The sequence below is a fragment of the Saccharothrix sp. 6-C genome, from assembly GCF_016695385.1.
Classification (GTDB): Bacteria; Actinomycetota; Actinomycetes; order Mycobacteriales; family Pseudonocardiaceae; genus Actinosynnema; species Actinosynnema texasense.
In genome coordinates this window covers 2,213,075-2,238,077 of record NZ_CP064192.1, presented here as the reverse complement: position 1 = coordinate 2,238,077, position 25,003 = coordinate 2,213,075, and the positions used below count along the sequence as shown (strand labels likewise).

Sequence of the window (25,003 nt, the reverse complement as noted above, 5' to 3'; positions counted from 1 at the left end):
GAAGGTCGATCGTTCACGGACGGGTGAATCTGAACCGACCGATCAACCAAAACGCCGTTTTCTTCGCCGTTAAACGTCGGTTGAAGAAATGAGGCCCCCGACCAACCACCCCCACGCCACCAGCCCACCGCTCACCCACCCCGGCCCCGCCACCCCCAGGCCTCGGCCTCGCCCTCGCCCTCGCCGCCCAGCGGACACAGCGGGCACGCGCCGGACCGGACTGCCATCGGGCCGGACTGGCATCGGGCCAGACTGGTACTGGTGTCGAGCCGGACCGGCGAGGATTGATGGCGGGGTCCGGGGTGAGTGTCGTCGGTGAGCGTCGTCGAGGAGGCAGCATGTCCCAGCAGCTCTCGCGTTTCCGGTTCGCAGGCGGCACGGCGGTGGTGACGGGAGCGGCCAGCGGCATCGGGGAGCAGTTGGCGTACGGGCTGGCGCGGCGCGGTTGCGGGCTGGTGCTGATCGACCGCGACGCCGAGCGGCTCGCCGCGGTGGCGGGGAGGGTGCGGGGGGCGCGGGTGCGGACGTACGTCGCGGACCTGGCCGAGGTCGCCGGGCTGGGAGAACTCGTGGCGCGGGTGGTGGCCGAGAACCCCGGGATCACCCTGCTGGCGAACAACGCGGGCGTGGCGCTGGGCGGGACGTTCGACCAGGTGAACGCCGAGGAGTTCGACTGGGTGATGGACGTCAACTTCCGGGCGCCGGTGGCGTTGACCCGGTTGTTCCTGCCGACCCTGCTGGCCGCGCCGGGCAGCCACATCGTGAACGTGTCGAGCCTGTTCGGGCTCATCGGGCCGCCCGGCCAGACGGCCTACTCGGCCAGCAAGTTCGCGCTGCGCGGGTTCAGCGAGTCGTTGCGCCACGAGCTGGTCGACCGGGGCGTGGGCGTGACCTGCGTCCACCCGGGAGGCATCCGCACCAGGATCGCGGAGACCGCGCGGGTGGCGTCGGGGGTCGGCGAGGTCGAGGCGGCGCAGGGCAAGGCGAGCTTCGCCAAGCTGTTGACGTACCCCGCGGACAAGGCCGCCGAGCGGATCCTGGGCGGGGTGGCGAAGCGCGAGGGCCGGGCGCTGATCGCGTGGACGGCCGTCGTGCCGGACCTGCTCGCCCGCCTCTTCCCCACCTCCTACCTGGCCGTGATGAACCGGCTCGGGCCGTCCACCCGCACAGCCGTCCGCGATGCCGCCCGCAGAGCCGCGTCGCGCAACACGGCGGCTTAGCGCAGCACGACCTCCACCGGCGACTGAGCCACCTGGTCAGGCGACGTGATCACCGGCGTCACGCGGTAGGCGTCGGTGTCGAAGGCGGCCCGCACCTCCACCTCGGGCACTTGCAGGAGGGCCGCCGGCTCGTCCGCCGCCGCGACTTCCTCCTCGGACAGCTCCACCACGTCGCTCAACCCGCCCCACAAAATCATCTCGTGCTTGGTCAACGACACCAGGTCCTGCACGAGGCCGTGCCGCACCCGGGTCCACCTGCGGGTGCCGGGGACGGTCAGCCCGGGCGACACCACGAACCGTCGGCACGTCCATCAGGTCGACCGGCCAGGAACTGCGGGTCGACCAGCCGCCACCGCCGCCCGGCAGCAGCCCACGATCCGCTCGGTCGGCGCGCGCTCCTCCCCAACGGCGCGGGGTTCAGCGCGTGCAGCCGGGCCGGAATGTCCGCCGCGTACCGCAGGTCGACCTCCGCCAACCGCTACGCCGGCGCCGTCCAACCGCCCGGCCATCGGACCGGGGTCGGTGAACCGGCTCTGCGTGGTGTGGTCGATCACGTGAACTCCCCCTCGGTGCGGTCGTGCCGCCTTGTCCAACGCCTGCCCCCAGCGCACGGTCAAGCGGGGCCCGCGGTACTCCGCCGAGCGGATCTTCCGAGATGTGCGGTCACCGGGTCCGTGTTCCCGCGTAGAAATCAGGCATGGCGGAACGGCACAACGAGATCACCGGCGGGCACTTCACCGGTCCGGTCGTGCAGACGGGCAGCATCGACCACCTGACCGTCCGGTTCGAGGCCGCGCAGTCGGGGGAGGCCCCGCCGTTGACCTCCTGGTCGGACCGCCCGGCGCTGACCCCGGCGTTGCGGGACCTGCTGGAGGCGCAACGCCGGGCGACGGAGTCGCTGCCCTACAAGCTGCTCGGCGTGAAGCAGCCGGAGCTGACCCAGGTCTACGTGCAGCAGACCATGCGCCCGCAGGTCCTCGACCGCTCCCCCGAGCCCGAGCGCAAGCCCTCCGCCGAGTCGACCGAACGCACCCTGACCATCGCCGGCGCGCTCGACCGCAACGGGCACCTGATGATCACCGGGGAGCCGGGCAGCGGCAAGTCCACCGTCGGCTACCTGTACGTGCAGCAGATCTCGGAATTCTGGCTCAGCGGCAGCGATGGCCCGCCGCCCCTCACCGAACCGGTCCTGCCGCTGCGGGTGCCCGCACGGGCGTTGGCCCAGCACAAGGCGTGGGCAGACCTCCTGGCCGCGGGCACGGAGGACGCGCTGGGGCGGCTGCTCGGCGAACGCCCACCGGCCGCGTTGCTCGCCCGCCGCGCCCTGGGCGCGCGGTGGCTGGTGTTCATCGACGGCTTGGACGAGATCATCGAACCGGACACCAGGGCGCAGGTCATCGACGCGATCGCGCACCAGGTGCGGCGCGGGTCGGACCACCGGCTGGTGATCACCACCCGCCCGCTGCCCGGTGACGAGCTCAAGCCCTTGGAGCAGGCGGGCGTCGACAGCTACGCCATCCAGCCGTTCGGCCGGGTCGAGCTGGAGGAGTTCGCGCGGGCGTGGTTCCGGGCGCAGACCCCGATCACCGCGATGAGCTCGGCGGAGGCGTTCGTCCGGCAGGTGCGCGACGGCCGGTTGCGCGAACTGGTGCGCAACCCGCTGCTGGCCACGATCGCCGCCATCGCGAAAACCCTCGAACCGGACCGCCCGTTGCCCAACAACCGGGTCGACCTGTACGGGCGGTTCATGGAGTACCTGCTGGACGACGGCGCGAGCAGGCGCAACACGATCGCCGAACTGCGCCGCTCGGTGCGCGACGACCCGGACCGGCAGGCCCTGGTCGAGTGGATGCACCAGCATCGGACCGGGATCGTGGAGCACCTCGCGACCCACCGGCTGGACACCGAATCGCCGCTGTTCGAGGCCGCGTGCACGTGGGTGCGGGAGAACCACCCGGCCCTGCCGGACGAGTGGCAGGACGACCTGCGCGCACTCCTGGCCGGGACCGGCGTCTTCGTCCACGCCGACGACGACCTGCGCTTCCGGCACCACTCGTTCGCCGAGTTCCTGGCCGCGCGCCGGCGGGCCGGTGAGATCCCGGCGGACTTCCCGGACCTGGACGAGTGGATCGAACGCGGTCTGTCCGGGAACAACCGGGTCTTCGCCTTGTTCACCTTCGTGCTGTGGGGACGCGATGAGCGCGATCTCGGCCGCGTGCTGTCCGTGCTGCTCGCGGGCGCGAAGCCCGAGGTGCTGCTGGCCGGCCGGCTGCTCGCGGAGGGCGTGGCGGTCGACGAGACGCTGACCGCCGCTGTCGTGGACCGCGTCGTGGAGCTGATCCTGGCCAACGGTGTCCTGCCCGACCCGTGGGGCGACGTCGAAGAAGCGGGCGAGGTGCTCGTCTCCCTGCCCCCGGAGGCAGTGCCCCCGGCCGTGATGACCCGGCTGGGCGCCCTGCGGGACCGTGCGGAACTCGCCGAAGCCGTGCGCGTCGAGTCCGCCGTCGTGCTCGGCAAGCTCGAAGACCCGGACTCCGCGGCCCGGTGGCTGGAGGACTTCGCGGACCAGGCCAGTCCCGCCGGGATCAAGCGCGGCGTCGTGGCGTTGAAGGACCTCGTCCCGGAAGGCGCCGATCGCGCGGAACGCCTCCTCGTCCGACTGGCCGCCGAACCGGACTACGCGCAGGTGGTCGCGATCGTCTCGATCATGCTGGACACCGGGACGACGGAGGCCGCCGGGCCTCTGGTCCGCAGGCTGGTCCGCAGGCTGCGCGCCGATCCGGCGGTGACGGGCGACCGGGCACTGCCCCTGCCGTCGGTTGGTTCGGCGGCCGCGGACCTGTCCGGCGCCGGCCCCGCCGGTTGGGGCGCCCTCGCGAAGCTCGCCGCCAGGGCCAAGTGCCGTGACGAGGCATTGTGGGCTGCCGACCGGGCTTTCGCCGTGAGCACCCCGACCGTCGACGAGTTCCGCGACGCCGTCGGGGCGGTCCTGTCAGCGGCCGACTCCGACGGGGTGCCCATCGTGCTGACCGCCGCAGCGGCGAAGCCGGTCAAGTACCTGACCGCGGCGGCGCAGGCGCTCCAAGAAGCGCTGCAGCACGACGCGGCCGTCGAGGTGGCCCGCCGGGTGCTGTCGGAACGGCACGTCGATCCCTACGAGTTCTACAAGGCCGTCCAGGTCTACGTGCACTGCAACGCCGTGCCTGAACTCCTGCGGGTCGTGGAGGGGCAACCGCGGTTGAGCGTCCACCACCTGACGCAGGTCGCTTCCGCGCTCTCGGACACGAAGGACGCAGAGGCCGCACGCCGATTCGCCCGGTCCGCGTTGGCCGACCTCACCGCGGACAGGTGGGACTTCGAGAGAGCCGTTCGCGCGTTGTTCGACCCGGACGATCCGGCCACCGCGGCGGACATCACCGATGCAGCTCGTTCACGCAGTCCCGAGCACCGAGCCGTGGCGATCGAAGTGCTCAGCGGCGGTGAGCACGGTGAGCACGTCGGCGAGCTGATCAGGGGCCTGCTCGACACCGTGACCGAACCCGACCTGCTGGCCGATGTGGCGGCGGACCTCGTCGGCAATCGGAGGTTCGAGCTCGCCGACGGCCTGTTGACCGCAGCGATGGAAAGGCTCCTCGACTGCGACGGCTACCAGAAACACAAGATCATCAAGGCGCTCGTCGACAGCGGACGCAAGGAAGAAGCAGCCGCTTCGGCCGAGCGCGCGGCAGCGGCGACCATGCGCAGCGGTTACTGGTTCGACTACATCATCCGGGACTGGATGAGAGCCGCCGGCATCGACTGTGCCGACGAGATCGTGGCCAAGGCGCTGGCGCTCCCCGCGAGTCGCCGGGTGATGGTGGCGGATGTGCTGGCCTCGGAAGGGTTGCTGCATCCTGCGGTGACGTTGTGGTCGCACGTGGTCCGCGACCACGGCGAGGCCGTCGACCAGGGTGTGCTGGCGGCGTCCCGTCTGGTCCAGTGTGGACATCGGGACGAAGTGCTCGCGGTGCTCGACCGCGCACTGGACGAGCGGCGGACGGACCCTGCGCGTGCCCGGCTACGTGCGTTGCGGGCGTGGGCGGTGGGGTGAGTGGTCAGGTGGTGGTGGTGAACAGGACGTAGCCGTAGGTCAGCTCCCGCCGACCGGGGTTGGCGCGGACCCACGCGTCCACGACGTCGCCGGGGAACTCGATGCGCAGCACGGCTTCCAGTTCCGCCGCGTCACGGCACCGCCACGCCGACATCACCTCGGTCCGGGAGGCGCCCCGCGCCCGCCACCACGCGTCGGTCGTCTCCGCCGTCCCCTGCGCGGACGCCCACGGTGAGGCGGCGAGCAGGTCGGCGAACTCGCCGTGCCGCCAGTCGTTGTCGATCACGACCAGCGCGCCGCCGGGCCGCAGCACGCGCCGCACCTCGGCGAGACCGGGCTCGCCGTCGGGCGGGAAGAAGTAGGCGAACCGGGCGTGCACGACGTCCACGCTCGCATCGGGCAACGGGATGTGCTCGGCCGAGCCGTGCCGCGCGTCGCCCCGCTCGCGGGCCCTGACCACCAGGTCCGGATCGGGTTCCACGCCGATCACCGCGGCCGCGTCGACCGCGTACCGGGGCAGCCAGAACCCGGTGCCGCAGCCCAGGTCCAGCACCGTGCGACCGGCCCAGTCGGCCTGGTCGCGCAGTGCCCGCCACAGCAGACCCGCGGGGTCGATCGCCTCGTTCTCCCGCTCGTACAGGTCGGGGTGGTCGGCGATGTTGGGCGCGCGGTGGAAGTCGGGGAACACGCCGTCACGGTAGGGGATGCGCCCAGGGCACGCGTAGCGGAATTCACCGGGCCCACCAGGAAGCACGGTACGGCGACGTGGGCCGGCACGGCGCTCCACCACGGCCGGACGGGGCGTCGCCGGATCAGTTGCCCCGGGTCGAGTGCCGGACCCATTCGCGGTGGAAGCCTTCGACGTGGCGGGTGACCCTGGTGGCGGCCAGTTCGCCGTTGCCCGCTCGGACGGCGCGCAGGATCGACCGGTGCTCGCGGCGCAGCCGGACGGCGGTGCGGGACCAGTCCGGCAACGCCCGCACGGCGTCCAGCACGGTCCGGTGGATCGCGTCGCGCAGCGCCGCCATGATCGCGGTGTTGACGGCGTTGCCCGCGGCGGCGGTGAGGGCGACGTGGAAGTCGGCGTCGAGCTGGTGGAAGGTGTCCGCGTCCAGGTCGGGCGCGTCCATGCGGGTCAGCAGGTCGGCGGCGCGGGCCAGGTCGGGGTGGTCGGGACCGGCGGCCGCCGCGCGCACGGCGTGGCTCTCGATCATCACCCTGGTGCCGACGAGGTCGGCCATCGGCAGCCGGCGCGTGGCCAGGTGCAGGCGCAGGGCCGCGCCGAGCCCGCCCGCCGGGTCGGCGATGACGGTGGTGCCCGCGTCCGGGCCCGAGCCGACGCCGCTGCGCACCACGCCCATCGCCTGCAGCACCCGGATCGCCTCGCGCACGGTGGCGCGGCTGACGCCGAGGTCCTCGGCCAGCTTGCGCTCGGCGGGCAGCTGCTGCCCCACGCCGAGCCGGCCCGCGGTCAGCTCCGACTCGACGTGCCTGAGCACCGTGCCGTACCCGGACAAGCGGAACACCTCCGTCGTGTGGTCTGACCACAGCCTGGTGTGGTCAGACCACGGAGTCTAGAGTCGGCGCGGTGAGAGTCGCGCTGTTCGTCACGTGCCTGGTCGACGGCCTGTTCCCAGACGTCGGCAAGGCCACCGTCCGGCTGCTGGAACGGCTCGGCCACGAGGTGGTCGTCCCGTCCGCCCAGACCTGCTGCGGTCAGATGCACATCAACACCGGCTACGCCGGTCAGGCGATGCCGGTGATCCGCAACCACGTGGAGGCGTTCGAGGGCGCCGACGTGATCGTCGCGCCCTCCGGGTCGTGCGCGGGGTCGGTGCGCCACCAGCACGCCGACGTCGCCCGCGCGCACGGTGACGCGAAGCTGGCCGAGGCCGCCGCGGGCACCGCCGAGCGCACGTACGAGCTGTCGGAGTTCCTGGTGGACGTCCTGGGGGTCACCGACGTGGGCGCGTACTTCCCGCACCGGGTCACCTACCACCCCACCTGCCACTCGTTGCGCGTGCTGGACGTGCGGGACCGGCCGTTGCGGCTGCTGCGGGCGGTCGAGGGCATCGACCTGGTCGAGCTGCCGTCGGCCGAGACGTGCTGCGGGTTCGGCGGCACGTTCGCGCTGAAGAACTCCGACACGTCCACCGCCATGCTCGGCGACAAGATGAGCGCGGTGCTGAGCACGAAGGCCGGTGTGGTCACGGCGGGCGACTCGTCGTGCCTGATGCACATCGGCGGCGGGTTGAGCAGGCTGCGCAGCGGCGTCCGGCCGCTGCACCTGGCCCAGATCCTGGAGCAGACGCGATGACGACGTTCCTCGGGATGCCCGCCGGTGGCGGGAACCTGACCGGCGAGCCGTTCCCGAAGGCGGCGCGGGAGGCCCTCGGCAACGCCCAGCTGCGCCGCAACCTCGCCAAGGCCACGTCCACGATCCGGGCCAAGCGGGCGAACGTCGTCGGCGAGCTGCCGGACTGGGCGCAGCTGCGCGCGGCGGGCGCGGCGATCAAGGACGAGGTGCTGGCCGACCTGGACGAGCACCTGGTGCGGTTCGAGGAGGCGTTGACGAGCCGGGGCACCCGGGTGCACTGGGCGCGTGACGCCGAGGAGGCCAACCGGATCGTCTGCGACCTGGTGCGGGCGACCGGCACGCGCGAGGTGATCAAGGTCAAGTCGATGGCCACGGTCGAGATCGGGGTGAACGAGGCCCTGGCCGAGATCGGCGTGCACGCGGTGGAGACCGACCTGGCCGAGCTGATCGTCCAGTTGGGCGACGACAGGTCGAGCCACATCCTGGTGCCGGCGATCCACCGCAACCGGGCGGAGATCCGGGAGGTGTTCCGGCGCGCGATGCCGGGCGTGGACCCCGGGCTGACCGACGACCCGAGGGCGTTGGCCGAGGCGGCGCGCAAGCACCTGCGGCAGAAGTTCATGACGGTGGACGTGGCCATCTCGGGGGCGAACTTCGGCGTGGCCGAGACCGGGTCGCTGGTGGTGGTCGAGTCCGAGGGCAACGGCCGGATGTGCCTGACGCTGCCGCGCACCCTGATCAGCGTGGTGGGCATCGAGAAGCTGGTGCCGTCGTGGCGGGACCTGGAGGTGTTCCTGCAACTGCTGCCCCGGTCGTCGACCGGTGAGCGGATGAACCCGTACACGTCGGTGTGGACGGGGCCGACCGAGGGGCAGACCAGCCACGTGGTGCTGGTGGACAACGGCCGCACGGCCACCCTCGCGGACCCGGACGGGCGGGCGGCGCTGCGCTGCATCCGCTGTTCGGCGTGCCTGAACTCGTGCCCGGTGTACGAGCGGACCGGCGGGCACGCGTACGGCTCCACGTACCCGGGTCCGATCGGCGCGGTGCTGTCGCCGCAGCTCACCGGGGTGGACCGGAACCCGACGCTGCCGTTCGCGTCGTCGCTGTGCGGGGTCTGCTACGACGTGTGCCCGGTGGCGATCGACATCCCGTCGATGCTGGTGCACCTGCGGGAGCGGGTGGTGTCGGCGAAGCGGACCACACCGGAGTCGACGGCGATGCGGGCGTTGGCGTGGGCGATGTCGGACGCGCGGCGGTGGCGCCGGCTGCTGGGGTTGGGCAGGTTCGGCCGGGTGGCGAGCCGTCACGTGCCGCTGCCGGGCTGGTCGACGGCCCGTGACCTGCCCGAACCGCCGAAGGAGACGTTCCGCGACTGGTGGGGGTCCCGATGAGTGCCCGTGACGAGGTCTTGGCGAGGGTGCGGCGGGCGAAGGGGCCGCGCGAGGTGGCTCCCGTGCCCCGCGAGTACCGGGCGGCGGGCACCCGCGGTCCCGGTGACCTGGAGCTCTTCGCCGAACGCCTGCGCGACTACCGCGCCCTGGTCCGCGTGGTGGCCGCCGACGAGGTGGCCTCGGCCGTCGCCGGGGCCCTGAGGGAGCGCCGCGCCCACCACGTCGTGACCGCCCCCGGCGTCCCGCCCGAGTGGACGGCGGGATGGGTGGCCGGGGACGCGAGCGGGCGGGAGGCCCAGGGGCCGACCGGACCGACCGGACCGACCGCCGAGGGACCGGAATTGTCGGACCCCGCCGGTAGAATCACATCAAGGGTTCCCCTTGGCGGGGACGCTCGCGAAGCGCTTCCCGCGGGCAGGGACCAGGCCGGGGCGCATCCCCCGATCGACGACGTGCGCGAGGTGCGTCGCGTCGGCGGCGGCGACGCGTGGGCGGTGCTTCGCGAGGTCGTCGAAACGGCCGACGCGGTGGTCACGGCCTGTCACGTGGCGGTCGCGGAGACCGGCACGATCGTGCTCGACCACGACGCGGCCGACCAGGGTCCCCGGCTCCTCACCCTCGTGCCGGACTACCACTTGGTGGTCGTGCGGGCCGACCAGGTGGTGGCGGGCGTCCCGGACGCGGTCGCGGCGCTCGCCGGGGTGCTCACCCAGACGTGGATCAGCGGGCCGTCCGCGACCAGTGACATCGAGCTGGAACGGGTCGAGGGCGTGCACGGGCCGCGCACGCTGGAGGTCGTCATCACGCGCTGAAGCTCCGGAGATCGGGTTCTCACCCCTTGGGCGGTTCCGCCCACGATCGCGTGGTTCGCTAGGATCGGACTCCCGATCGAGAGGCGCTGCAACGGGTGACGAGCCCGCCACGCTCGGCCGGGGCTCGACGATCCGAAGGGCGCCTCCCAACCTGGGAGGCCGCGTGTCGGAAAACGCCCTGCGAGAGCTGCTGGACCAGCGCGTCGCGGTGCTGGACGGCGCCTGGGGCACGATGCTCCAAGCCGCCGGGCTCACCCCGGCCGACTACCGCGGCGACCTGCTCGGCGACCACACGCACGACGTCACCGGCGACCCGGACCTGCTGAACCTGACCCGCCCGGACGTCGTCCTCGACGTGCACCGCCAGTACCTGGCCGCGGGCGCGGACATCACCACCACCAACACGTTCACCGCGACCAGCATCGCGCAGGCCGACTACGGCCTGGAGAAGCTGGTCCGCGAGATGAACGTGCGCGGCGCGCAGCTCGCCCGCCAGGCCGCCGACGAGGCGGGCGGCCGGTTCGTGGCCGGCTCCGTCGGCCCGCTCAACGTCACCCTGTCCCTGTCGCCGCGGGTCGAGGACCCGGCGTACCGGACGGTGTCGTTCGACCAGGTCAAGGACGCCTACGCGGAGCAGATCGGCGCGCTCGCCGAGGGCGGCGTCGACCTGCTGCTCATCGAGACGATCTTCGACACGCTCAACGCGAAGGCCGCCGTCGCCGCGGCCCGCGAGGTCGCGCCCCACCTGCCGCTGTGGATCTCGGTCACCATCGTGGACCTGAGCGGGCGGACGCTGTCCGGGCAGACGGTCGAGGCGTTCTGGAACTCCGTCGCGCACGCCGAGCCGCTGGTCGTGGGCGTGAACTGCTCGCTGGGCGCGGCCGAGATGCGACCGCACGTCACCGAGATGTCCCGGATCGCCGGCACCTACACCGCGAGCCACCCCAATGCGGGGCTGCCCAACGCGTTCGGCGGCTACGACCAGACCCCGGAGGAGACCGCCGCGCTGCTGCACGGCTTCGCCGAGGAGGGCGTGGTCAACATCGTCGGCGGCTGCTGCGGCACGACGCCCGAGCACATCGGGCGGATCGCGGCGGCGGTCAAGGACCTGCCGCCGCGGCCGGTGGCGCGGGTCGCGGACCGGACCAGGTTCAGCGGCCTGGAGCCGTTCGAGATCGGCGCGGACACCGGGTTCGTGATGATCGGCGAGCGCACCAACGTGACCGGGTCGGCGAAGTTCCGCCGGCTGATCGAGGGCGACGACTACCAGGCGGCGGTGGACGTCGCGCTGGAGCAGGTGCGCGGCGGCGCGAACCTGCTGGACGTGAACATGGACGCCGACCTGCTCGACAGCGAGCGGGCGATGACCACGTTCCTCAACCTGATCGCCACCGAGCCGGAGATCGCCCGCGTGCCGATCATGGTCGACAGCTCGCGGTGGAGCGTGCTGGAAGCCGGGCTGAAGTGCGTGCAGGGCAAGGGCGTGGTCAACTCGATCAGCCTCAAGGAGGGCGAGGAGTCGTTCCTGGCCCAGGCCCGCCGCATCCGCGACTTCGGCGCGGGCGTGGTGGTGATGGCGTTCGACGAGCTGGGCCAGGCCGACACCGCGGAGCGCAAGGTCGAGATCTGCGGTCGCGCCTACGACCTGTTGACGCAGAAGGCGGACTTCCCGGCCGAGGACATCATCTTCGACCCGAACGTGCTGGCCGTCGCGACGGGCATCGCCGAGCACAACGGGTACGCCAAGGCGTTCCTGGACGCGATCCCGCTGATCAAGCAGCGCTGTCCGGGCGTGCGGATCAGCGGCGGCATCTCGAACCTGTCGTTCTCCTTCCGCGGCAACGACACCGTGCGGGAGGCGATGCACTCGTCGTTCCTGTACCACGGTGTGCGCGCGGGCCTGGACATGGGCATCGTCAACGCGGGCCAGCTCGCGGTCTACGAGGACATCCCGAAGGACCTGCTGGAGCTGGTCGAGGACGTGCTGTTCGACCGCCGCCCGGACGCGACGGACCGGCTGGTGTCCTTCGCCGAGACGGTGGCGGGCTCGGGCACGAAGCGCGTGGTCGACCTGGCGTGGCGCGAGGGTCCGGTGGCCAAGCGCCTCGAGCACGCGCTGGTGCACGGCATCGTCGACTTCATCATCGAGGACACCGAAGAGGCGCGGCTGGTGGCGGCACGTCCGCTGGACGTGATCGAGGGTCCGCTGATGGACGGCATGAAGGTCGTCGGCGACCTGTTCGGCGCGGGCAAGATGTTCCTGCCGCAGGTGGTGAAGAGCGCGCGGGTGATGAAGCGCGCGGTCGCGCACCTGGAGCCGTACATGGACGCGGAGAAGGAAGCCTCCGGCTCCACCCGCGGCAACGGCAAGGTCGTGCTGGCCACGGTGAAGGGCGACGTGCACGACATCGGCAAGAACATCGTCGGCGTGGTGCTCGGCTGCAACAACTACGACGTGGTCGACCTGGGCGTGATGGTGCCGGCGGCGAAGATCCTGGACACCGCGATCGCCGAGGGCGCGGACGCGATCGGCCTGTCCGGGCTGATCACGCCGTCGTTGGACGAGATGGTGTCGGTGGCGGCGGAGATGCAGCGGCGCGGGATGAAGCTGCCGCTGCTGATCGGCGGCGCGACGACGTCGCGGCAGCACACGGCGGTGCGGATCGCGCCCGTGTACGACCAGACCACCGTGCACGTGCTGGACGCGTCACGGGTGGCGGGCGTGGTGTCGGCGCTGCTGGACGACGAGCGCGCCGAGGAGCTGGCCGTGGCGACGCGGGTCGAGCAGCAGCGGTTGCGCGAGGAGCACGAGAACCGGCAGAGCACGCCGTTGCTGGCGGTGGAGCAGGCGCGGGCGAACGCCGAGGTGGTGTCGTTCGAGGAGCTGCCGACGCCCGCGTTCACCGGGCTGCGGGTCGTGGAGCCGTCGGTGGCCGAGCTGCGCGAGATGATCGACTGGACGTTCTTCTTCCTGGCCTGGGAGCTGAAGGGCAAGTTCCCGAAGATCCTGGAGACCAACCCGGCCGCGCAGGAGCTGTTCGACGACGCGAACGCGATGCTCGACCAGATCGTCGCGGACGGCTCGTTGCGGGCGAAGGGCGTGTACGGCTTCTGGCCGGCGCACGCCGAGGGCGACGACATCGTGGTGGACGGGCGGCGGCTGCCGATGCTGCGGCAGCAGACGCGGAAGCCGGCGAGCAGGCCCAACCGGAGCCTGGCCGACTACATCGCGCCGGCGGGCGACCACCTGGGCGGGTTCGCGGTGGCGATCCACGGCGCCGAGGAGCTGTCCGCGCGGTACGAGCGGGAGCAGGACGACTACAAGTCGATCATGGTGAAGGCGTTGGCGGACCGGCTGGCGGAGGCGTTCGCGGAGCACGTCCACCTCCGGGCGCGGCGGGACTGGTTCGAGCCGGACGCCGAGCCGGAGCTGGCCGACCTGCACGCCGAGCGGTTCCGGGGCATCCGGCCCGCGTTCGGGTACCCGGCCAGTCCGGACCACAGCGAGAAGGCGGACCTGTTCGCGATGCTGGAGGCCGAGCGGGTCGGCCTGGCGTTGACGGACTCGTTCGCCATGACGCCGGCGGCGGCGGTGAGCGGGGTGATCTTCGCGCACCCGGAGGCCCGCTACTTCACCGTGGGCCGGATCGGGCGCGACCAGGTGGTCGACTACGCGCGGCGGCGCGGGATGCCGGTCGAGGAGGTCGAGCGCTGGCTCCGGCCGAACCTCGCCTACGAGCCGGGCGCCTGATCGATCCGGTGTCGCGAATGCGCGACAATTGATCACGCAGGCCCTCGTCAACGGGTCGACGCAATCACACTGACGAGGGACTGCGAAAACGCGGCGGGCATGGCTATCGTCACCTTCGGGACCGTGAAAGGATCCCGAAGGGGGAACTGTGAAAAAGAATTCTTTGGTCGCTTCGCTGGGCGCCCTGATCGTTTTCGTCATGATGGCCCTGGCGCCGTCGTCCGCGTCCGCGGCCTCGTCGGCCGCACCGACGCCGACCGGCCACTCGGTGGACCGGTCGGCGGTGCCCGCCTGTTACGTCACACCCAAAGCGGGCGTGAGCGGCGTGAACGTCCGCTTGCGCACGAACGCCGGCTCAACCCGACTCGGCATCATCCAGCCCGGGCAGCGCGCCGCGGCGTCGTGCGAAGCCACCTCGGGCAGCAGCTACACCGCGTGCGGCGGCACGAGCAGCTGGTGGATCCAGGTGCAGTGGGACGGACGCACCGGTTACGTCGCCCAACTCTGCGTGGACTGGTACGAAGCCTGACCCGAGCATCCGCTGATCGACGGTCCCGGAACTGAAGAATGGTGCCGCCCTCTTCCGCGGAGAAGAGGGCGGCACCATCCCGCAATCAATTCGGAATCAGCCGCGTCGAATTCTTCCGGTCGAGCGGCGGCTCAGGCGGCGGCGCGTTCTTCGAGCAGGCGGCGGCGCAGGCGGGGCTGCTGCACGGCCGGTGTGCGGTAGTCCATGTCCAGGGCGCCCACGCCCGTGCCCGGCGGGACGACGGCGTCGATCCGGTCGAGCACGGCGTCGTCCAGCACGACGTCCGCGCCGGCGAGCAGGTCGTCCAGCTGCTCCTCGGTGCGCGGGCCGATGATCGCGGACGTGACGCCCGGGTGGGCGATCGCGAAGGCCATGGCCAGGTGGGTCAGGGACAGGCCGGCGTCCTCGGCGACGGGGACGAGCCGCTCGACCGCCTCGTGGCGGCGTTCGTCGGTCATGTGCGTGAAGCGGGCCCGCCTGCTCTCGGCGCCCGCGCCCTGGCGGAACCGGCCGGTGAGCAGGCCCTGGGCCAGCGGGCTCCAGACGAGCGTGCCCATGCCGTAGCGCTCGCAGACGGGCAGCACCTCGTTCTCGATGCGACGGTCGAGGATGGAGTACGGCGGCTGTTCGGTGCGGAACCGGGCCAGGCCGCGCCGTTCGGCGACCCACTGCGCCTCGACGATCTCCGAGGCGGGGAAGGTGGAGGACCCGATGGCCCGGACCTTCCCGGCGCGCATGAGGTCGGTGAGGACCGACAGCGTCTCCTCCACGTCGGTGTCCGGCGCGGGCCGGTGGACCTGGTAGAGGTCGACGTGGTCGGTCCGCAGGCGGCGCAGGGAGTCGTCGAGGGCGCGGACCAGCCAGCGCCGCGAGTTGCCCTGGTGGTTCGGGTCCTCGCCCATCGGCAGGTGCGCCTTGGTGGCCAGCACGACGTCGTCCCGGCGGCCTTCGAGGGCCTTGCCGACGATCTCCTCGGATTCGCCGTGCGAGTAGATGTCGGCGGTGTCGACGAAGTTGACGCCCGCGTCCAGCGCCTTGTGGATCATCCGGACCGAGTCGTCGTGGTCGGGGTTGCCCGCGGCGCCGAACATCATCGCGCCCAGGGCGTAGGGGCTGACCTTGATGCCGGTCCGGCCCAGCGTGCGGTACTTCATGGGTCTCCTCGTGCGTTGGCAGGTGCCCGGCGCAGCGCTACGCTGACACAAACGGAACAACGTTCAACTTCGACTATACGGAACAACGTTCCGCTTAGTCGGGCGGGGTGGTCGTGAGCGAGCGAGTCGACATCGGCGTGACCGGGGAGCGGTCGGGCAGACCCGTGCGCGCCGACGCGCGGCGCAACACCGACGCCCTGCTCAGCGCCGCCGCGGAGGTCTTCGCCACCTCGGGCGTGGACGCGCCCGTGCGGCAGATCACCGCCAAGGCCGGGGTGGGCGCGGGCACCCTCTACCGCCACTTCCCGCAACGCTCGGACCTCATCGCCGCGGTGTTCCGCCACGAGGTGGACGCCTGCGCCGACGCCGCGCCCGCCCTGACCGCCGAGCACGCACCGCTCGAAGCGCTGACCGCGTGGTTGTGGCGCTTCACCGGTTTCATCGGCACCAAGCACGGGCTCAGCGCCGCCCTGCACTCCGGCGACCCGGCCTACAGCAGCCTGCCCGCCTACTTCCAGCAGCGCTTCGTGCCCGTCCTGGGCGCGCTGCTCGACCGCGCGGCACGGGCCGGCGAGGTGCGGGCCGACGTCGACCCGTACGACCTGCTGCGCGCCACGGCCAACCTGGCCCTGCCCGCCCGGGAGGACGAGGGCCACACGCGACGGATGGTCGCGCTGCTCATCGACGGCCTGCGCTACGGAGCAGCCGGCAGGTGATCGGACGGCGGGTCGAGCCAGTCACGCCACTCCTCCAGCCCGACGCAGCACCCCGGCCCGGGGTGAGGTGACGGAAGCCCCGCCGCCCGGGTGGGGCGACGGGGCTTCCGGCGAACGGGACGAGCGGGCCGGCGAACGTCAGACGGTGACCGCCTCGCGGTCCTCGGCGGGGCGTTCGGCCTTGCGCGCCCGGCGGCGCTCCTTGCGGCCCTCGACCATCGAGTACAGCGTCGGCACGAGCACCAGGGTGAGCAGCGTGGAGCTGATCAGGCCGCCGATCACCACGATCGCCAGCGGCTTGCCGATGAACGCGCCCTCGCCGGTGATGCCCAACGCCATCGGCAGCAGCGCGAAGATCGTGGCCGCGGCGGTCATCAGGATGGGCCGCAACCGCCGCCGGCCGCCCTCGACCACCGCCTCGCGCACCGGCATCCCGTCCCGCCGGTACTGGTTGACCAGGTCGATCAGCACGATCGCGTTGGTCACCACGATCCCGACGAGCATCAGCATGCCGATCAGCGCGGGCAGGCCGAGCGGGGTGCCGGTGAGCAGCAGCAGGCCGATGGCGCCGGTCGCCGCGAACGGGATCGACACCAGCAGGATCAGCGGCTGCACCAGGCTGCGGAACGTCGCCACCATGATCAGGAACACGATCGCGATGGCCGCGAGCATCGCCAGCCCCAGGTCGGCGAACGTCTCGGCCTGGTCGGCGCTGACGCCGCCGATGCTGTGCGAGGCGCCCGAGGGCAGGTCCACCGCGTCCAGGCGAGACGTCAGGTCGGCCGTCACCGCACCCAGGTCGGACCCGGTGGCCTTGGCCGACACGGTGGCGCTGCGCGCGCCGTCGGTGCGCCGCACCTGCACCGGGCCGTCCACCACGGCCACCTCGGCGACCTGGCCGAGCGTGACGCCGCCCGGCAGCGGCAGCGCGCGCAACGCGTCCACGTCGGTCGGCGCGGCGCCCGTGCGCAGCAGGACCTGCTGCGACCGGCCGTCGATCGGCAGCTGGGCGACCGGCACGCCGCGCAGCGCCTGCGCCGCGAACTGGCCGATGGCCTGGCCGCTGAGCCCCCGGGCCGCCGCGGCGGCCTGGTCCACGGTCACCTGCACGCGCGGCGCGCTCACCGACAGGTCGTTGGTGACCTCGCCGACGCCGGGTGTCCCGGACACGGCCTGCTGCACGCGGTCGGCCGCGTCCCGCAGCGACTGCTCGTCGGGCGCGGTGACGAGCACGTCGATGGTGTCCGAGCCGAAACCGGACGCCGCCGCGCCGAACGCCACCTCGCCCGCGCCGGGCGTGTTCCCCAGCTGCTCGGTCAGCCGGTCCTGCAACGCCTCCAGGTCCGTGCCCTCGCGCACGGTGGCGCGCACGCTGGTGTCGCCGTCACCGCCGAAGCCGAACGCGGCCAGGCTGTTGTCCGTGCCGACGGTGACCTGGTAGGTCTCCACCTCGTCGGTCTCCGCCAGCACGGCTTCGAGCTTGCGCGCCGCCTCGTCCCGGGCGGTGAGGCTGGTGCCCGGCGGCAGCTCCTGGGTGCCCTGCAGGGCGGTGCCGCCCGCGTTGTCGATGAAGTTGGTCTGCAACGAGCCGGCCAGGCCGAGCGTGCCGCCGAAGATGAGCACGGCGATCAGCAACGTCACCCAGCGGCGGGTGGTGGCGAACCGCAGCACGGGCACGTAGGCGCGCTGCAACGGGCTGCGCTTCTCCTTCTCCAGCGCCGCCTCGCGCGCCCGCGCCGCCTCCTCCGGGTCGGTCGGCACGTCCGGGCGCTTGAGGAACCAGAACGCCAGCACCGGCACGATCGTCAACGACACCAGCAGCGACGCGAGCAGCGCCACCGTGACCGTGATGGAGAACGGCCCGAACAGCTCGCCCGCGATGCCGCCGACGAACGCGATCGGCAGGAACACCGCGACCGTGGTCAGCGTGGACGCGGTCACCGCGCCCGCCACCTCGCGCACGCCGTCGAGCACGGCGCGTTGCTTCTCCTCGCCGTAGCCGAGGTGCCGCTTGATGTTCTCCAGCACCACGATCGAGTCGTCCACCACCCGGCCGACCGCGATGGTGAGCGCGCCGAGGGTGAGCAGGTTCAGCGACAGGTCGCCGGTGTAGAGCGCGATCAGCGCGACCACCACGGACAGCGGGATCGACACCGCCGTCACCAGCGTGGACCGCACCGACAGCAGGAACAGCAGGATGACGACCACGGCGAAGAGCAGGCCGAGCAGGCCCTCGGTGGTCAGGCCGCTGATCGCCTTCTCCACCTGCGGGCCCTGGTCGAACGCGACGGTGAGCGTGGAGCCGGCCGCCTCGCCCCACTCGGCGAGCCGGTCGCGGACCTGCCGGGAGATCTCGACCGCGTTGCCGTCGGCGGTCATGGTGACGCTGATACCCAACGTCGCCTCGCCGTTGGTGCGGGTGAGCACGGTCGCCGCCTCGGGCGCGGACTCGACCCGGGCCACGTCGCCGAGCCTCACCGGGCCGGCGGGCGAGGCCAGCAGCAGGTTGCGCAGGTCCTCGACGGTGCCGACGGGGCTGCCGATCTGCACGGTCAGCGTCTTGTCCGCGTCCGGCACGGTGCCGGCGGGCACGACCGCGCCGGCCGTGGTCAGGGCGGCGGTCAGCGCCTGGGGGTCGACCCGGGCCGCGCCGAGGCGGGCGTAGTCGACGGTGACGCCGACCTGGCGGTCGCGCTCGCCGCTGACGGTGGCCTCCCGCACGCCGGGGATCGCCTCCAGGCCGGGCACGACCTCGGCGCGCAGCCGGGCCGCGGCGGCGATGTCGTCGTCACCGGAGGTCGCGGCGAGCGCGATCACCGGGATGTCGTCGGTGCTGCCCTGCGCGACGGTCGGCTCCACGCCCTGCGGCAGGCGCGGCTGGAGCCGGTTCACCGCCTGCTGCATCTTGGCCACGGCGGCGTCGATGTCGGTGCCGTAGGTGAACATCACCTGGACCGTCGCGGAGCTCTCGGCGGAGCGGGTGAACACCTGCTCGACGCCGTCGACGCCGCGCACGGCCGACTGGATGGGCTCGGCCACCTGGCTGTCCACCAGGTCGGGCGACGCGCCCGGGAAGGGCGCGATGACCACCGCGGCGGGCAGCTCGATGGACGGGAAGAGCTGCTGCTTGATCGAGGGCAGCGTGAACACACCGAAACCGATCACGAGCAGGCTGAGCAGCCCGACGAGACTTCGGTTGGCCAGGCTCAGCCGAGCCAGCACGGACATCGTGGGAATCTCCTTGGTGGGCGGACGTGCCGGCAGGCGACTGCGCGGGTGCCGCGGGCGGGTGTCCGAACGCTGGCACACGGCACCTGAGAACCGGCTCAGCCATGGGGTGACCGCACGCCTCCGGCGAGGCCTCTGACCTGCGCGGACGCCGGCCACCGCAAGATCACCCCAACCCGGTGATCTTTATCACGACCGGAACTTCGGCACCACTACTCCATTCAGGCGATTGTTCGTGACTGGTCGTAACAGCGTTCTCCACAGAGTGATGTCACCGGTATCGGACGTGTGACTGCCATCACTCTCACGAGGTGACCCATGCCGTTGAACGCGATCGCTCTGGAGAACCAGAAACCGGGCAACCCCCCGAGCGAGTGGGATCTGGGCGGACCCGCGTCGGAGACCATCGAGGGCTTCGCCACCCGCATGAGCGTCAACCGCGGCACGACGGTCGACTTCAAGATCGACACCGCGTCGTCGAACTACCGGGTCGACGTCTACCGGCTCGGGTACTACGGGGGTCTCGGCGCGCGGAAGGTCGCGACCCTCCAGCGCAACACCCCTTCGCCCCAGCCCGCGCCCGGCGGCGACCCCGCCATCGGCCTGTACGACGCGGGCAACTGGAGCGTGAGCGCGTCGTGGGCGGTCCCGGCCGACGCGGTGTCCGGCGTGTACCTGGCCAAGCTCGTCCGGCAGGACGGCGTCGCCGGCGCGTCCCACATCCCGTTCGTCGTGCGGGCCGACGGCACCCCGCACGACATCGGCTTCCAGACCTCCGACACCACCTGGCACGCCTACAACGGCTGGGGCGGGGCGAACCTGTACGGCGGCAACGCCACCGCCGCCCCCGACGGGCGCGCGTACAAGGTCAGCTACAACCGCCCGATCCGCACCCGCGACCGGATCGGCGCCGCCGCCGCGCCGCAGGACTACCTGCTCAGCGCCGAGTACGCGGCGATCCGCTGGCTGGAGCGCAACGGCTACGACGTCGCCTACCTCAGCGGCGTCGACACCGGCCCCGGCGCCGTGCCGCTGACCGCGTTCAAGGTGTTCCTGTCCACCGGGCACGACGAGTACTGGTCGGGCGACCAGCGCGCGCACGTCGAAGCGGCCCGGGACGCGGGCGTGCACCTGGTCTTCGCCAGCGGCAACGAGGTCTACTGGAAGACCCGCTGGGAGCCCGACCTCAACGGCACGCCCGACCGCACCCTGGTGTGCTACAAGGAGACCTGGGCCGGCGAGAAGATCGACCCCGCCCCGGCGTGGACCGGCACCTGGCGCGACCCCTCCTCGTCACCGCCGGCCGACGGCGGGCGGCCGGAGCACTCCCTGACCGGCACCGTGTTCCAGGTCGACTCCTACCGCTACGACGTCATCCGGGTGCCGCACGCGATGTCGCGGCCGAGGTTCTGGCGCAACACCGACGTCGCCCTGACCCCGCCCGGCGGCACGGCCGAGCTGGCGGCCGGGCTGCTGGGCTACGAGTGGGACGAGTCGCCCGACGACCGGTTCCGCCCGCCCGGCCTCATCCGCCTGTCCTCGACCTCGCTGGACGTGCACGCCTACCTGGTCGACTACGGCCGCACGACCGCGCCCGCGCCCGCCACCCACCACCTCACGCTCTACCGGGCGCCCAGCGGGGCCGTCGTGTTCGGCGCGGGCACCGTCTTCTGGGCCTTCGGGCTCGACGACCAGCACGACGAGACCAGCAACGGCACCTACCCCGCCGTCGTCGTGGACCGCGACGTCCAGCAGGCGATGGTGAACCTGTTCGCCGACATGACCGTGCAGCCGACGACGTTGCAGGGCGACCTGGTCGCGGCGAGCGCGTCGACCGACACCACGCCGCCGACCGCGGTCGTCACGTCGCCCGCGAACGGCGCCACGCTCGTGCAGCAGCAGAAGGTCGTGGTCAGCGGCACGGCGACCGACGTCGGCGGCGTCGTCGCGGCCGTGGAGGTCTCCACCGACGGCGGCACGTCCTGGCGGGCGGCGCAGGGCACGGCGAACTGGACGTTCGACTGGTGGCCCCGGCAGCCCGGGCAGCAGACGATCCGGGTCCGGGCGGTGGACGACAGCCTCAACACCCAGTCGCCGGCCGCGAGCGTGGCGGTGACGGTGACGCCCTCGGCGTCGGTCCGGCTGTTCGACCCGAGCGACGTGCCGTCCTCGCTGCGGTCCGCCGAGAGCGCCGCGCTGGAGCTGGGCGTGCGCTTCTCGACCAACACCCCCGGCAGCGCGACCGCCGTCCGGTTCTACAAGAACCTGCACATGACCGGCGCGCACACGGCGCACCTGTGGAGCGCCGACGGCACGCTGCTCGCCACGGCGGCGTTCACCGGCGAGACCGCGAGCGGCTGGCAGCAGGCGAACTTCGCCGCGCCCGTCCCGCTCTCCCCCGGCGCCACCTACGTCGCGTCCTACCACGGCACCGGCTTCTACTCCGCCGACCCGAACCACTTCCGGACCGCGCGTTCCACCGGCGCGTTGACGGCGCCCGCCGGCGACAACGGCGTGTACGCCTACGGCGCGTCCGGCACGTTCCCCGGCGGCACGTTCCGCAGCACCAACTACTGGGTCGACGTCGTCTTCGCCCGCGCGGGCGGCGCGGGCGACCTGCCGCCGGTCGCGGGCAACGACGGCGGGTTCGCCACGAACCAAGGTGTCGCGCTGGTGATCCCGGCCGCGGCGCTGCTGGCCAACGACTCCGACCCCAACGGCTACCCGCTGTCGGTCACCGGGGCGGACAACCCCGTCAACGGCACGGTGACGTGGTCCGCGGCCGCGCAGTCGGTGACGTTCACGCCCAGCGCGGGCTTCTCGGGGCTCGCGACGTTCCGCTACACGATCACCAACGGCCACAACGCGCCGGTGTCGGCGACCGTGTCGGTGTCCGTGCTGGCCACCGCCGTCCGGCAGACGCTGTTCAAGCCGACCGACGCGCCCGCGGTCGCGAGCTCCGGCGACGCCAACGCCGTCAACCTCGGCGTGCGGTTCCGCTGCACGACCGCCGGCGCCAAGGCCAAGGGCATCCGGTTCTACAAGGCGACGCAGAACACCGGCACGCACGTCGGCCGCCTGTGGGACGCGAACGGCACGCTGCTCGCCTCGGTCACGTTCGCCGGCGAGACCGCGAGCGGCTGGCAGGAGGCCACCTTCACGACACCGGTCGACCTGACCACGAACACCACCTACGTCGCGTCCTACCACACGGCGATCGGCAACTACTCCGCCACCGCGGGCTTCTTCACCACCTCGCACACCCGTGACGCCCTGGTCGCACCCGCCGACGGCGCGTCCGGGAACGGCGTGTTCGTCTACGGCCCGTCACCGGCCTTCCCCAACGCGACCTACAACGCCACGAACTACTGGGTGGACGTCGTGGTGGACGCGCCCGCACCGGTGCTGCGGACGTTGTTCGACGTCAGCGACGTGCCGCAGACCGTCACGGTGGCCGACGTGGGCCCGGTGCAGCTGGGCGCGAAGTTCCGCACGGCGGCGTCGGACGCGGCCGCCGTCGGGATCAGGTTCTACAAAGGACCGCAGAACACCGGCGCGCACACGGCCCACCTGTGGACCGCGGGCGGTGTGCTGCTCGCGTCGACCACGTTCACCGGCGAGACCGCGAGCGGCTGGCAGGAGGCCACGTTCGGCGCCCCGGTGCCGCTCACCGCCGGCACCACCTACATCGCGTCCTACCACACGACCACGCGCTACTCGGCGACCGCGGCCTTCTTCGGCGCCGACCGCGTGCGGGGGTCGTTGACCGCGCCGTCGAGCGCGAGCAGCGGCGGCAACGGGCTGTACACCTACGGCCCGGCGGGCAGCTTCCCCGGCTCCTCGTTCAACGCCACGAACTACTGGGTGGACGTCGTGGTGCGGTCGAGCTGAGCGCGGCCGGTGTGGCGCAGCCAGAGCAGGCCGAGCACCGGCAGCACGAGCGGGACGAACCCGTAGCCGCCGCCGAAGTCCGACCACACCGTGGCGTCCGGGAACGCGTCGGCGGACAGCAGGCTCGCCGCGCCGACCACGAGCACACCGGCCAGCTCGACACCGCACGCGAGGTAGGCGACCCGCCGGGACACGACGCCGGCCAGCGCGGCGGTGGCGACCACGTACACCACCGCCGCGAACGCCGACAGCGCGTACGCCAGCGGCGCCTGCTCGAACCGGGTGGCGAGCTGCACCGCGGAGCGGGCGGTCGCGGCGACGGCGAAGATCCCGTACACCGCGATGAGCATCCGCCCGGGGCCGGACCGGGTGGTCTCCGCGAGCGTGGCCGGTCGGTCGGGCCGGGCCGGCCCGCCCGGCTGGTCCCGGTCAGCCACGGTGCGCCCAGAGCTGGTCGAGCCGCAGGATCATCACCGGCACGCTCAGGCACGCCACCGCCAACACCCCGGCGCCCCACCGCGACCGGTCGCCGAGCGCCCAGAACGCGCCGACCGGCAGCACCGCCGCCACCGCGACCAGGTAGCCGAAGAACGTGGCCGTGTCGAGGCCGCCGCGGTCGGAGCCGAGCACGGTGACCGTGGCCGCCACCGCCTGCACGAGCAGCCCGGCTTCGAGCAGCACGACGACCCCGGCGAGGCCGAGGGTGGGTTTGGTGGCGAGCGTGATGGGCCGGTCGGTGACGACCAGCACCAGCGACCACAGGGCCGCGACGAGCGCCAGGACCGTCAACGCGGTCGCGAGGACTTGGATCATCGGAACTTCCCGGTCGAGCGGAGTTACCGCCGCAACCTACCCCCCGTCACGACAGCTCCAGCTTGAAGCCCTCGTGGGACTGGGCGAAGCCGAGGCGGCGGTAGAAGCGGTGCGCGTCCACCCGGCTCTTGTCCGACGTGAACTGGACGATCGCGCAACCGCGCGCCCGCGCCTCCTCGACCGCCCACCGCACCAGCCGCTCCCCCAACCCCTGCCCGCGCGTCGAGGACGCCACCCGCACCGCCTCGACCTGCGCCCTCGACGCGCCGCGGCGCGACAGCCCGCGCAGCACCGTGAGCTGGAGCGTGCCCACGACCGCACCGTCCCGTTCGGCCACCGCCAACAGCTCGTGGTCGGCCGAGTCGATCGCCTCGAACGCCCGCAGGTAGGGCCCCAGGTCGCCGGGCGACTCCCGCCGCGCGCCCAGCTCGTCGTCGGCGAGCATGGCCACGATGGCGGGGACGTCCTCGGCGGTGGCCCGGCGGACGACCACCGGCCCGGTCACCGCGGCCCCGCGCCGTGCAGGAGGGTGTCGACCACCCGGCGGGCCAACGCGTCGGGCCCGAGGCCGCTGTCCGGCCCGTGCACCGCCTCGCCGATCAACGCGTAGAAGACGCGGCGCGTCCAGTCGAGGTCGGTGGAGGCGTCGAGCAGCCCCTCCTCGCGCGCCCGGCGCAGCAGCACCAGGCAGCGGTCGTCGACCCGGCGCCTGCCCTCGGCGGCGGGCGAGTCGGCGTCGGTGAAGACGACGCCCATCGCGAACGGCCAACCGATCTTGACCCGCAGCACGTTCGCGGTGATCTCGTGCAGCGCGACCAGCGGCGGCGAGGTCTCCGGGCGGCCCGCGTCCATCACCTCGTCCAACTGACGCACCACGTCGGCGGTCATCGCCTCCACCAGCGCCTGTCGGTTGGCGAACCGCCGGTGCACGGTGGTGCGCGCGACCCCCGCGGCCTCGGCGACCTGCTCCATGGACGCGCCGGGGTTCGCCGACAGCACGCGCTCGGCGGCTTCGAGGATCGTCCGCACGCTGCGTTCGGCGTCGGCGCGCAACGGCCGCGTCGTTCCCAAGACTGTCTCCCTTCGTG

General features: G+C 72.5%; 18 protein-coding genes. 9 read left to right on the top strand and 9 right to left on the bottom strand.

Annotated elements, in window-relative coordinates; translation table 11 throughout:
• The first annotated feature begins 383 nt into the window (after window positions 1-383).
• On the top strand, window positions 384-1,220 hold the full coding sequence (locus IOD16_RS10280) for an SDR family NAD(P)-dependent oxidoreductase (RefSeq protein WP_442978115.1): 837 nt from the start codon (window positions 384-386) through the stop codon (window positions 1,218-1,220).
• Here IOD16_RS10280 and IOD16_RS10275 read toward each other — a convergent pair.
• Window positions 1,217-1,513, bottom strand: coding sequence for a hypothetical protein (locus tag IOD16_RS10275; RefSeq protein ID WP_201439837.1), 297 nt, complete (start codon window positions 1,511-1,513; stop codon window positions 1,217-1,219). The two genes, IOD16_RS10280 and IOD16_RS10275, sit on opposite strands and share 4 nt — an antisense overlap.
• A gap of 404 nt (window positions 1,514-1,917) precedes the next feature.
• Here IOD16_RS10275 and IOD16_RS10270 point away from each other — a divergent pair, with 404 nt between their 5' ends.
• On the top strand, window positions 1,918-5,310 hold the full coding sequence (locus IOD16_RS10270; protein WP_201439836.1) for an NACHT domain-containing protein: 3,393 nt from the start codon (window positions 1,918-1,920) through the stop codon (window positions 5,308-5,310).
• 4 nt (window positions 5,311-5,314) lie between these two features.
• On the opposite strand, the gene IOD16_RS10265 is transcribed toward IOD16_RS10270, so the two are convergent.
• Window positions 5,315-5,998 (bottom strand): class I SAM-dependent methyltransferase, encoded by a 684-nt coding sequence (locus IOD16_RS10265; protein ID WP_236594869.1) that lies wholly within the window; start codon window positions 5,996-5,998, stop codon window positions 5,315-5,317.
• Window positions 5,999-6,122: 124 nt separating this feature from the next.
• Window positions 6,123-6,836, bottom strand: a complete 714-nt coding sequence (locus tag IOD16_RS10260; protein WP_236594868.1) for a FadR/GntR family transcriptional regulator — start codon at window positions 6,834-6,836, stop codon at window positions 6,123-6,125.
• 62 nt (window positions 6,837-6,898) lie between these two features.
• Between IOD16_RS10260 and IOD16_RS10255 the strand changes: the two genes are divergently transcribed.
• The 5 genes from IOD16_RS10255 to IOD16_RS10235 all read left to right on the top strand — a co-directional run bounded on the left by IOD16_RS10255 (window position 6,899) and on the right by IOD16_RS10235 (window position 14,113).
• The gene (locus IOD16_RS10255; protein ID WP_201439834.1) at window positions 6,899-7,627 is read left to right on the top strand and encodes a (Fe-S)-binding protein; all 729 of its coding nucleotides are present in this window, start codon (window positions 6,899-6,901) and stop codon (window positions 7,625-7,627) included.
• On the top strand, window positions 7,624-9,021 hold the full coding sequence (locus IOD16_RS10250; RefSeq protein WP_201439833.1) for a lactate utilization protein B: 1,398 nt from the start codon (window positions 7,624-7,626) through the stop codon (window positions 9,019-9,021). Before IOD16_RS10255 ends, IOD16_RS10250 begins: the two co-directional genes overlap by 4 nt.
• Window positions 9,018-9,833, top strand: coding sequence for a LutC/YkgG family protein (locus IOD16_RS40035; protein ID WP_236594867.1), 816 nt, complete (start codon window positions 9,018-9,020; stop codon window positions 9,831-9,833). Before IOD16_RS10250 ends, IOD16_RS40035 begins: the two co-directional genes overlap by 4 nt.
• A 163-nt stretch (window positions 9,834-9,996) precedes the next feature.
• Window positions 9,997-13,584 (top strand): methionine synthase, encoded by a 3,588-nt coding sequence (gene metH / locus IOD16_RS10240; protein ID WP_201439832.1) that lies wholly within the window; start codon window positions 9,997-9,999, stop codon window positions 13,582-13,584.
• Window positions 13,585-13,783: 199 nt separating this feature from the next.
• Window positions 13,784-14,113: a hypothetical protein gene (locus IOD16_RS10235; protein WP_201439831.1), complete on the top strand. Its 330-nt coding sequence runs from the start codon at window positions 13,784-13,786 to the stop codon at window positions 14,111-14,113.
• A gap of 131 nt (window positions 14,114-14,244) precedes the next feature.
• On the opposite strand, the gene IOD16_RS10230 is transcribed toward IOD16_RS10235, so the two are convergent.
• On the bottom strand, window positions 14,245-15,267 hold the full coding sequence (locus tag IOD16_RS10230; RefSeq protein WP_201439830.1) for an aldo/keto reductase: 1,023 nt from the start codon (window positions 15,265-15,267) through the stop codon (window positions 14,245-14,247).
• A gap of 113 nt (window positions 15,268-15,380) precedes the next feature.
• On the opposite strand from IOD16_RS10230, the gene IOD16_RS10225 reads away from it, so the two are divergent.
• Window positions 15,381-15,983 (top strand): TetR/AcrR family transcriptional regulator, encoded by a 603-nt coding sequence (locus IOD16_RS10225; protein WP_236594866.1) that lies wholly within the window; start codon window positions 15,381-15,383, stop codon window positions 15,981-15,983.
• Window positions 15,984-16,121: 138 nt separating this feature from the next.
• Here the strand turns inward: IOD16_RS10225 and IOD16_RS10220 are convergent, their stop codons facing one another.
• Window positions 16,122-19,211, bottom strand: a complete 3,090-nt coding sequence (locus IOD16_RS10220) for an efflux RND transporter permease subunit (protein ID WP_201439829.1) — start codon at window positions 19,209-19,211, stop codon at window positions 16,122-16,124.
• Window positions 19,212-19,535: 324 nt separating this feature from the next.
• Here IOD16_RS10220 and IOD16_RS10215 point away from each other — a divergent pair, with 324 nt between their 5' ends.
• Window positions 19,536-23,102 (top strand): DUF4082 domain-containing protein, encoded by a 3,567-nt coding sequence (locus IOD16_RS10215; RefSeq protein WP_201439828.1) that lies wholly within the window; start codon window positions 19,536-19,538, stop codon window positions 23,100-23,102.
• Here the strand turns inward: IOD16_RS10215 and IOD16_RS10210 are convergent.
• From IOD16_RS10210 to IOD16_RS10195, 4 genes are all read right to left on the bottom strand, one after another.
• Window positions 23,069-23,452: a hypothetical protein gene (locus IOD16_RS10210; protein WP_201441290.1), complete on the bottom strand. Its 384-nt coding sequence runs from the start codon at window positions 23,450-23,452 to the stop codon at window positions 23,069-23,071. The two genes, IOD16_RS10215 and IOD16_RS10210, sit on opposite strands and share 34 nt — an antisense overlap.
• Window positions 23,453-23,531: 79 nt before the next feature.
• Window positions 23,532-23,915, bottom strand: coding sequence for a hypothetical protein (locus IOD16_RS10205; protein WP_201439827.1), 384 nt, complete (start codon window positions 23,913-23,915; stop codon window positions 23,532-23,534).
• Window positions 23,916-23,961: 46 nt separating this feature from the next.
• Entirely contained in the window at window positions 23,962-24,360 is a 399-nt protein-coding gene (locus IOD16_RS10200; RefSeq protein WP_201441289.1) for a GNAT family N-acetyltransferase, read from the bottom strand.
• A gap of 56 nt (window positions 24,361-24,416) precedes the next feature.
• Entirely contained in the window at window positions 24,417-24,986 is a 570-nt protein-coding gene (locus IOD16_RS10195) for a TetR/AcrR family transcriptional regulator (RefSeq protein WP_201439826.1), read from the bottom strand.
• Window positions 24,987-25,003: the final 17 nt, after the last annotated feature.

What these genes read in the sequence shown, in the direction of transcription:
- IOD16_RS10270 (WP_201439836.1), top strand. Translation starts at nt 1,918, where the DNA reads ATGGCGGAACGGCACAACGAGATCACCGGCGGGCACTTCACCGGTCCG.
- IOD16_RS10250 (WP_201439833.1), top strand. Translation starts at nt 7,624, where the DNA reads ATGACGACGTTCCTCGGGATGCCCGCCGGTGGCGGGAACCTGACCGGC.
- IOD16_RS40035 (WP_236594867.1), top strand. Translation starts at nt 9,018, where the DNA reads ATGAGTGCCCGTGACGAGGTCTTGGCGAGGGTGCGGCGGGCGAAGGGG.
- IOD16_RS10235 (WP_201439831.1), top strand. Translation starts at nt 13,784, where the DNA reads ATGATGGCCCTGGCGCCGTCGTCCGCGTCCGCGGCCTCGTCGGCCGCA.
- IOD16_RS10230 (WP_201439830.1), bottom strand. Translation starts at nt 15,267, where the DNA reads ATGAAGTACCGCACGCTGGGCCGGACCGGCATCAAGGTCAGCCCCTAC.
- IOD16_RS10220 (WP_201439829.1), bottom strand. Translation starts at nt 19,211, where the DNA reads ATGTCCGTGCTGGCTCGGCTGAGCCTGGCCAACCGAAGTCTCGTCGGG.
- IOD16_RS10210 (WP_201441290.1), bottom strand. Translation starts at nt 23,452, where the DNA reads ATGCTCATCGCGGTGTACGGGATCTTCGCCGTCGCCGCGACCGCCCGC.
- IOD16_RS10205 (WP_201439827.1), bottom strand. Translation starts at nt 23,915, where the DNA reads ATGATCCAAGTCCTCGCGACCGCGTTGACGGTCCTGGCGCTCGTCGCG.
- IOD16_RS10200 (WP_201441289.1), bottom strand. Translation starts at nt 24,360, where the DNA reads ATGCTCGCCGACGACGAGCTGGGCGCGCGGCGGGAGTCGCCCGGCGAC.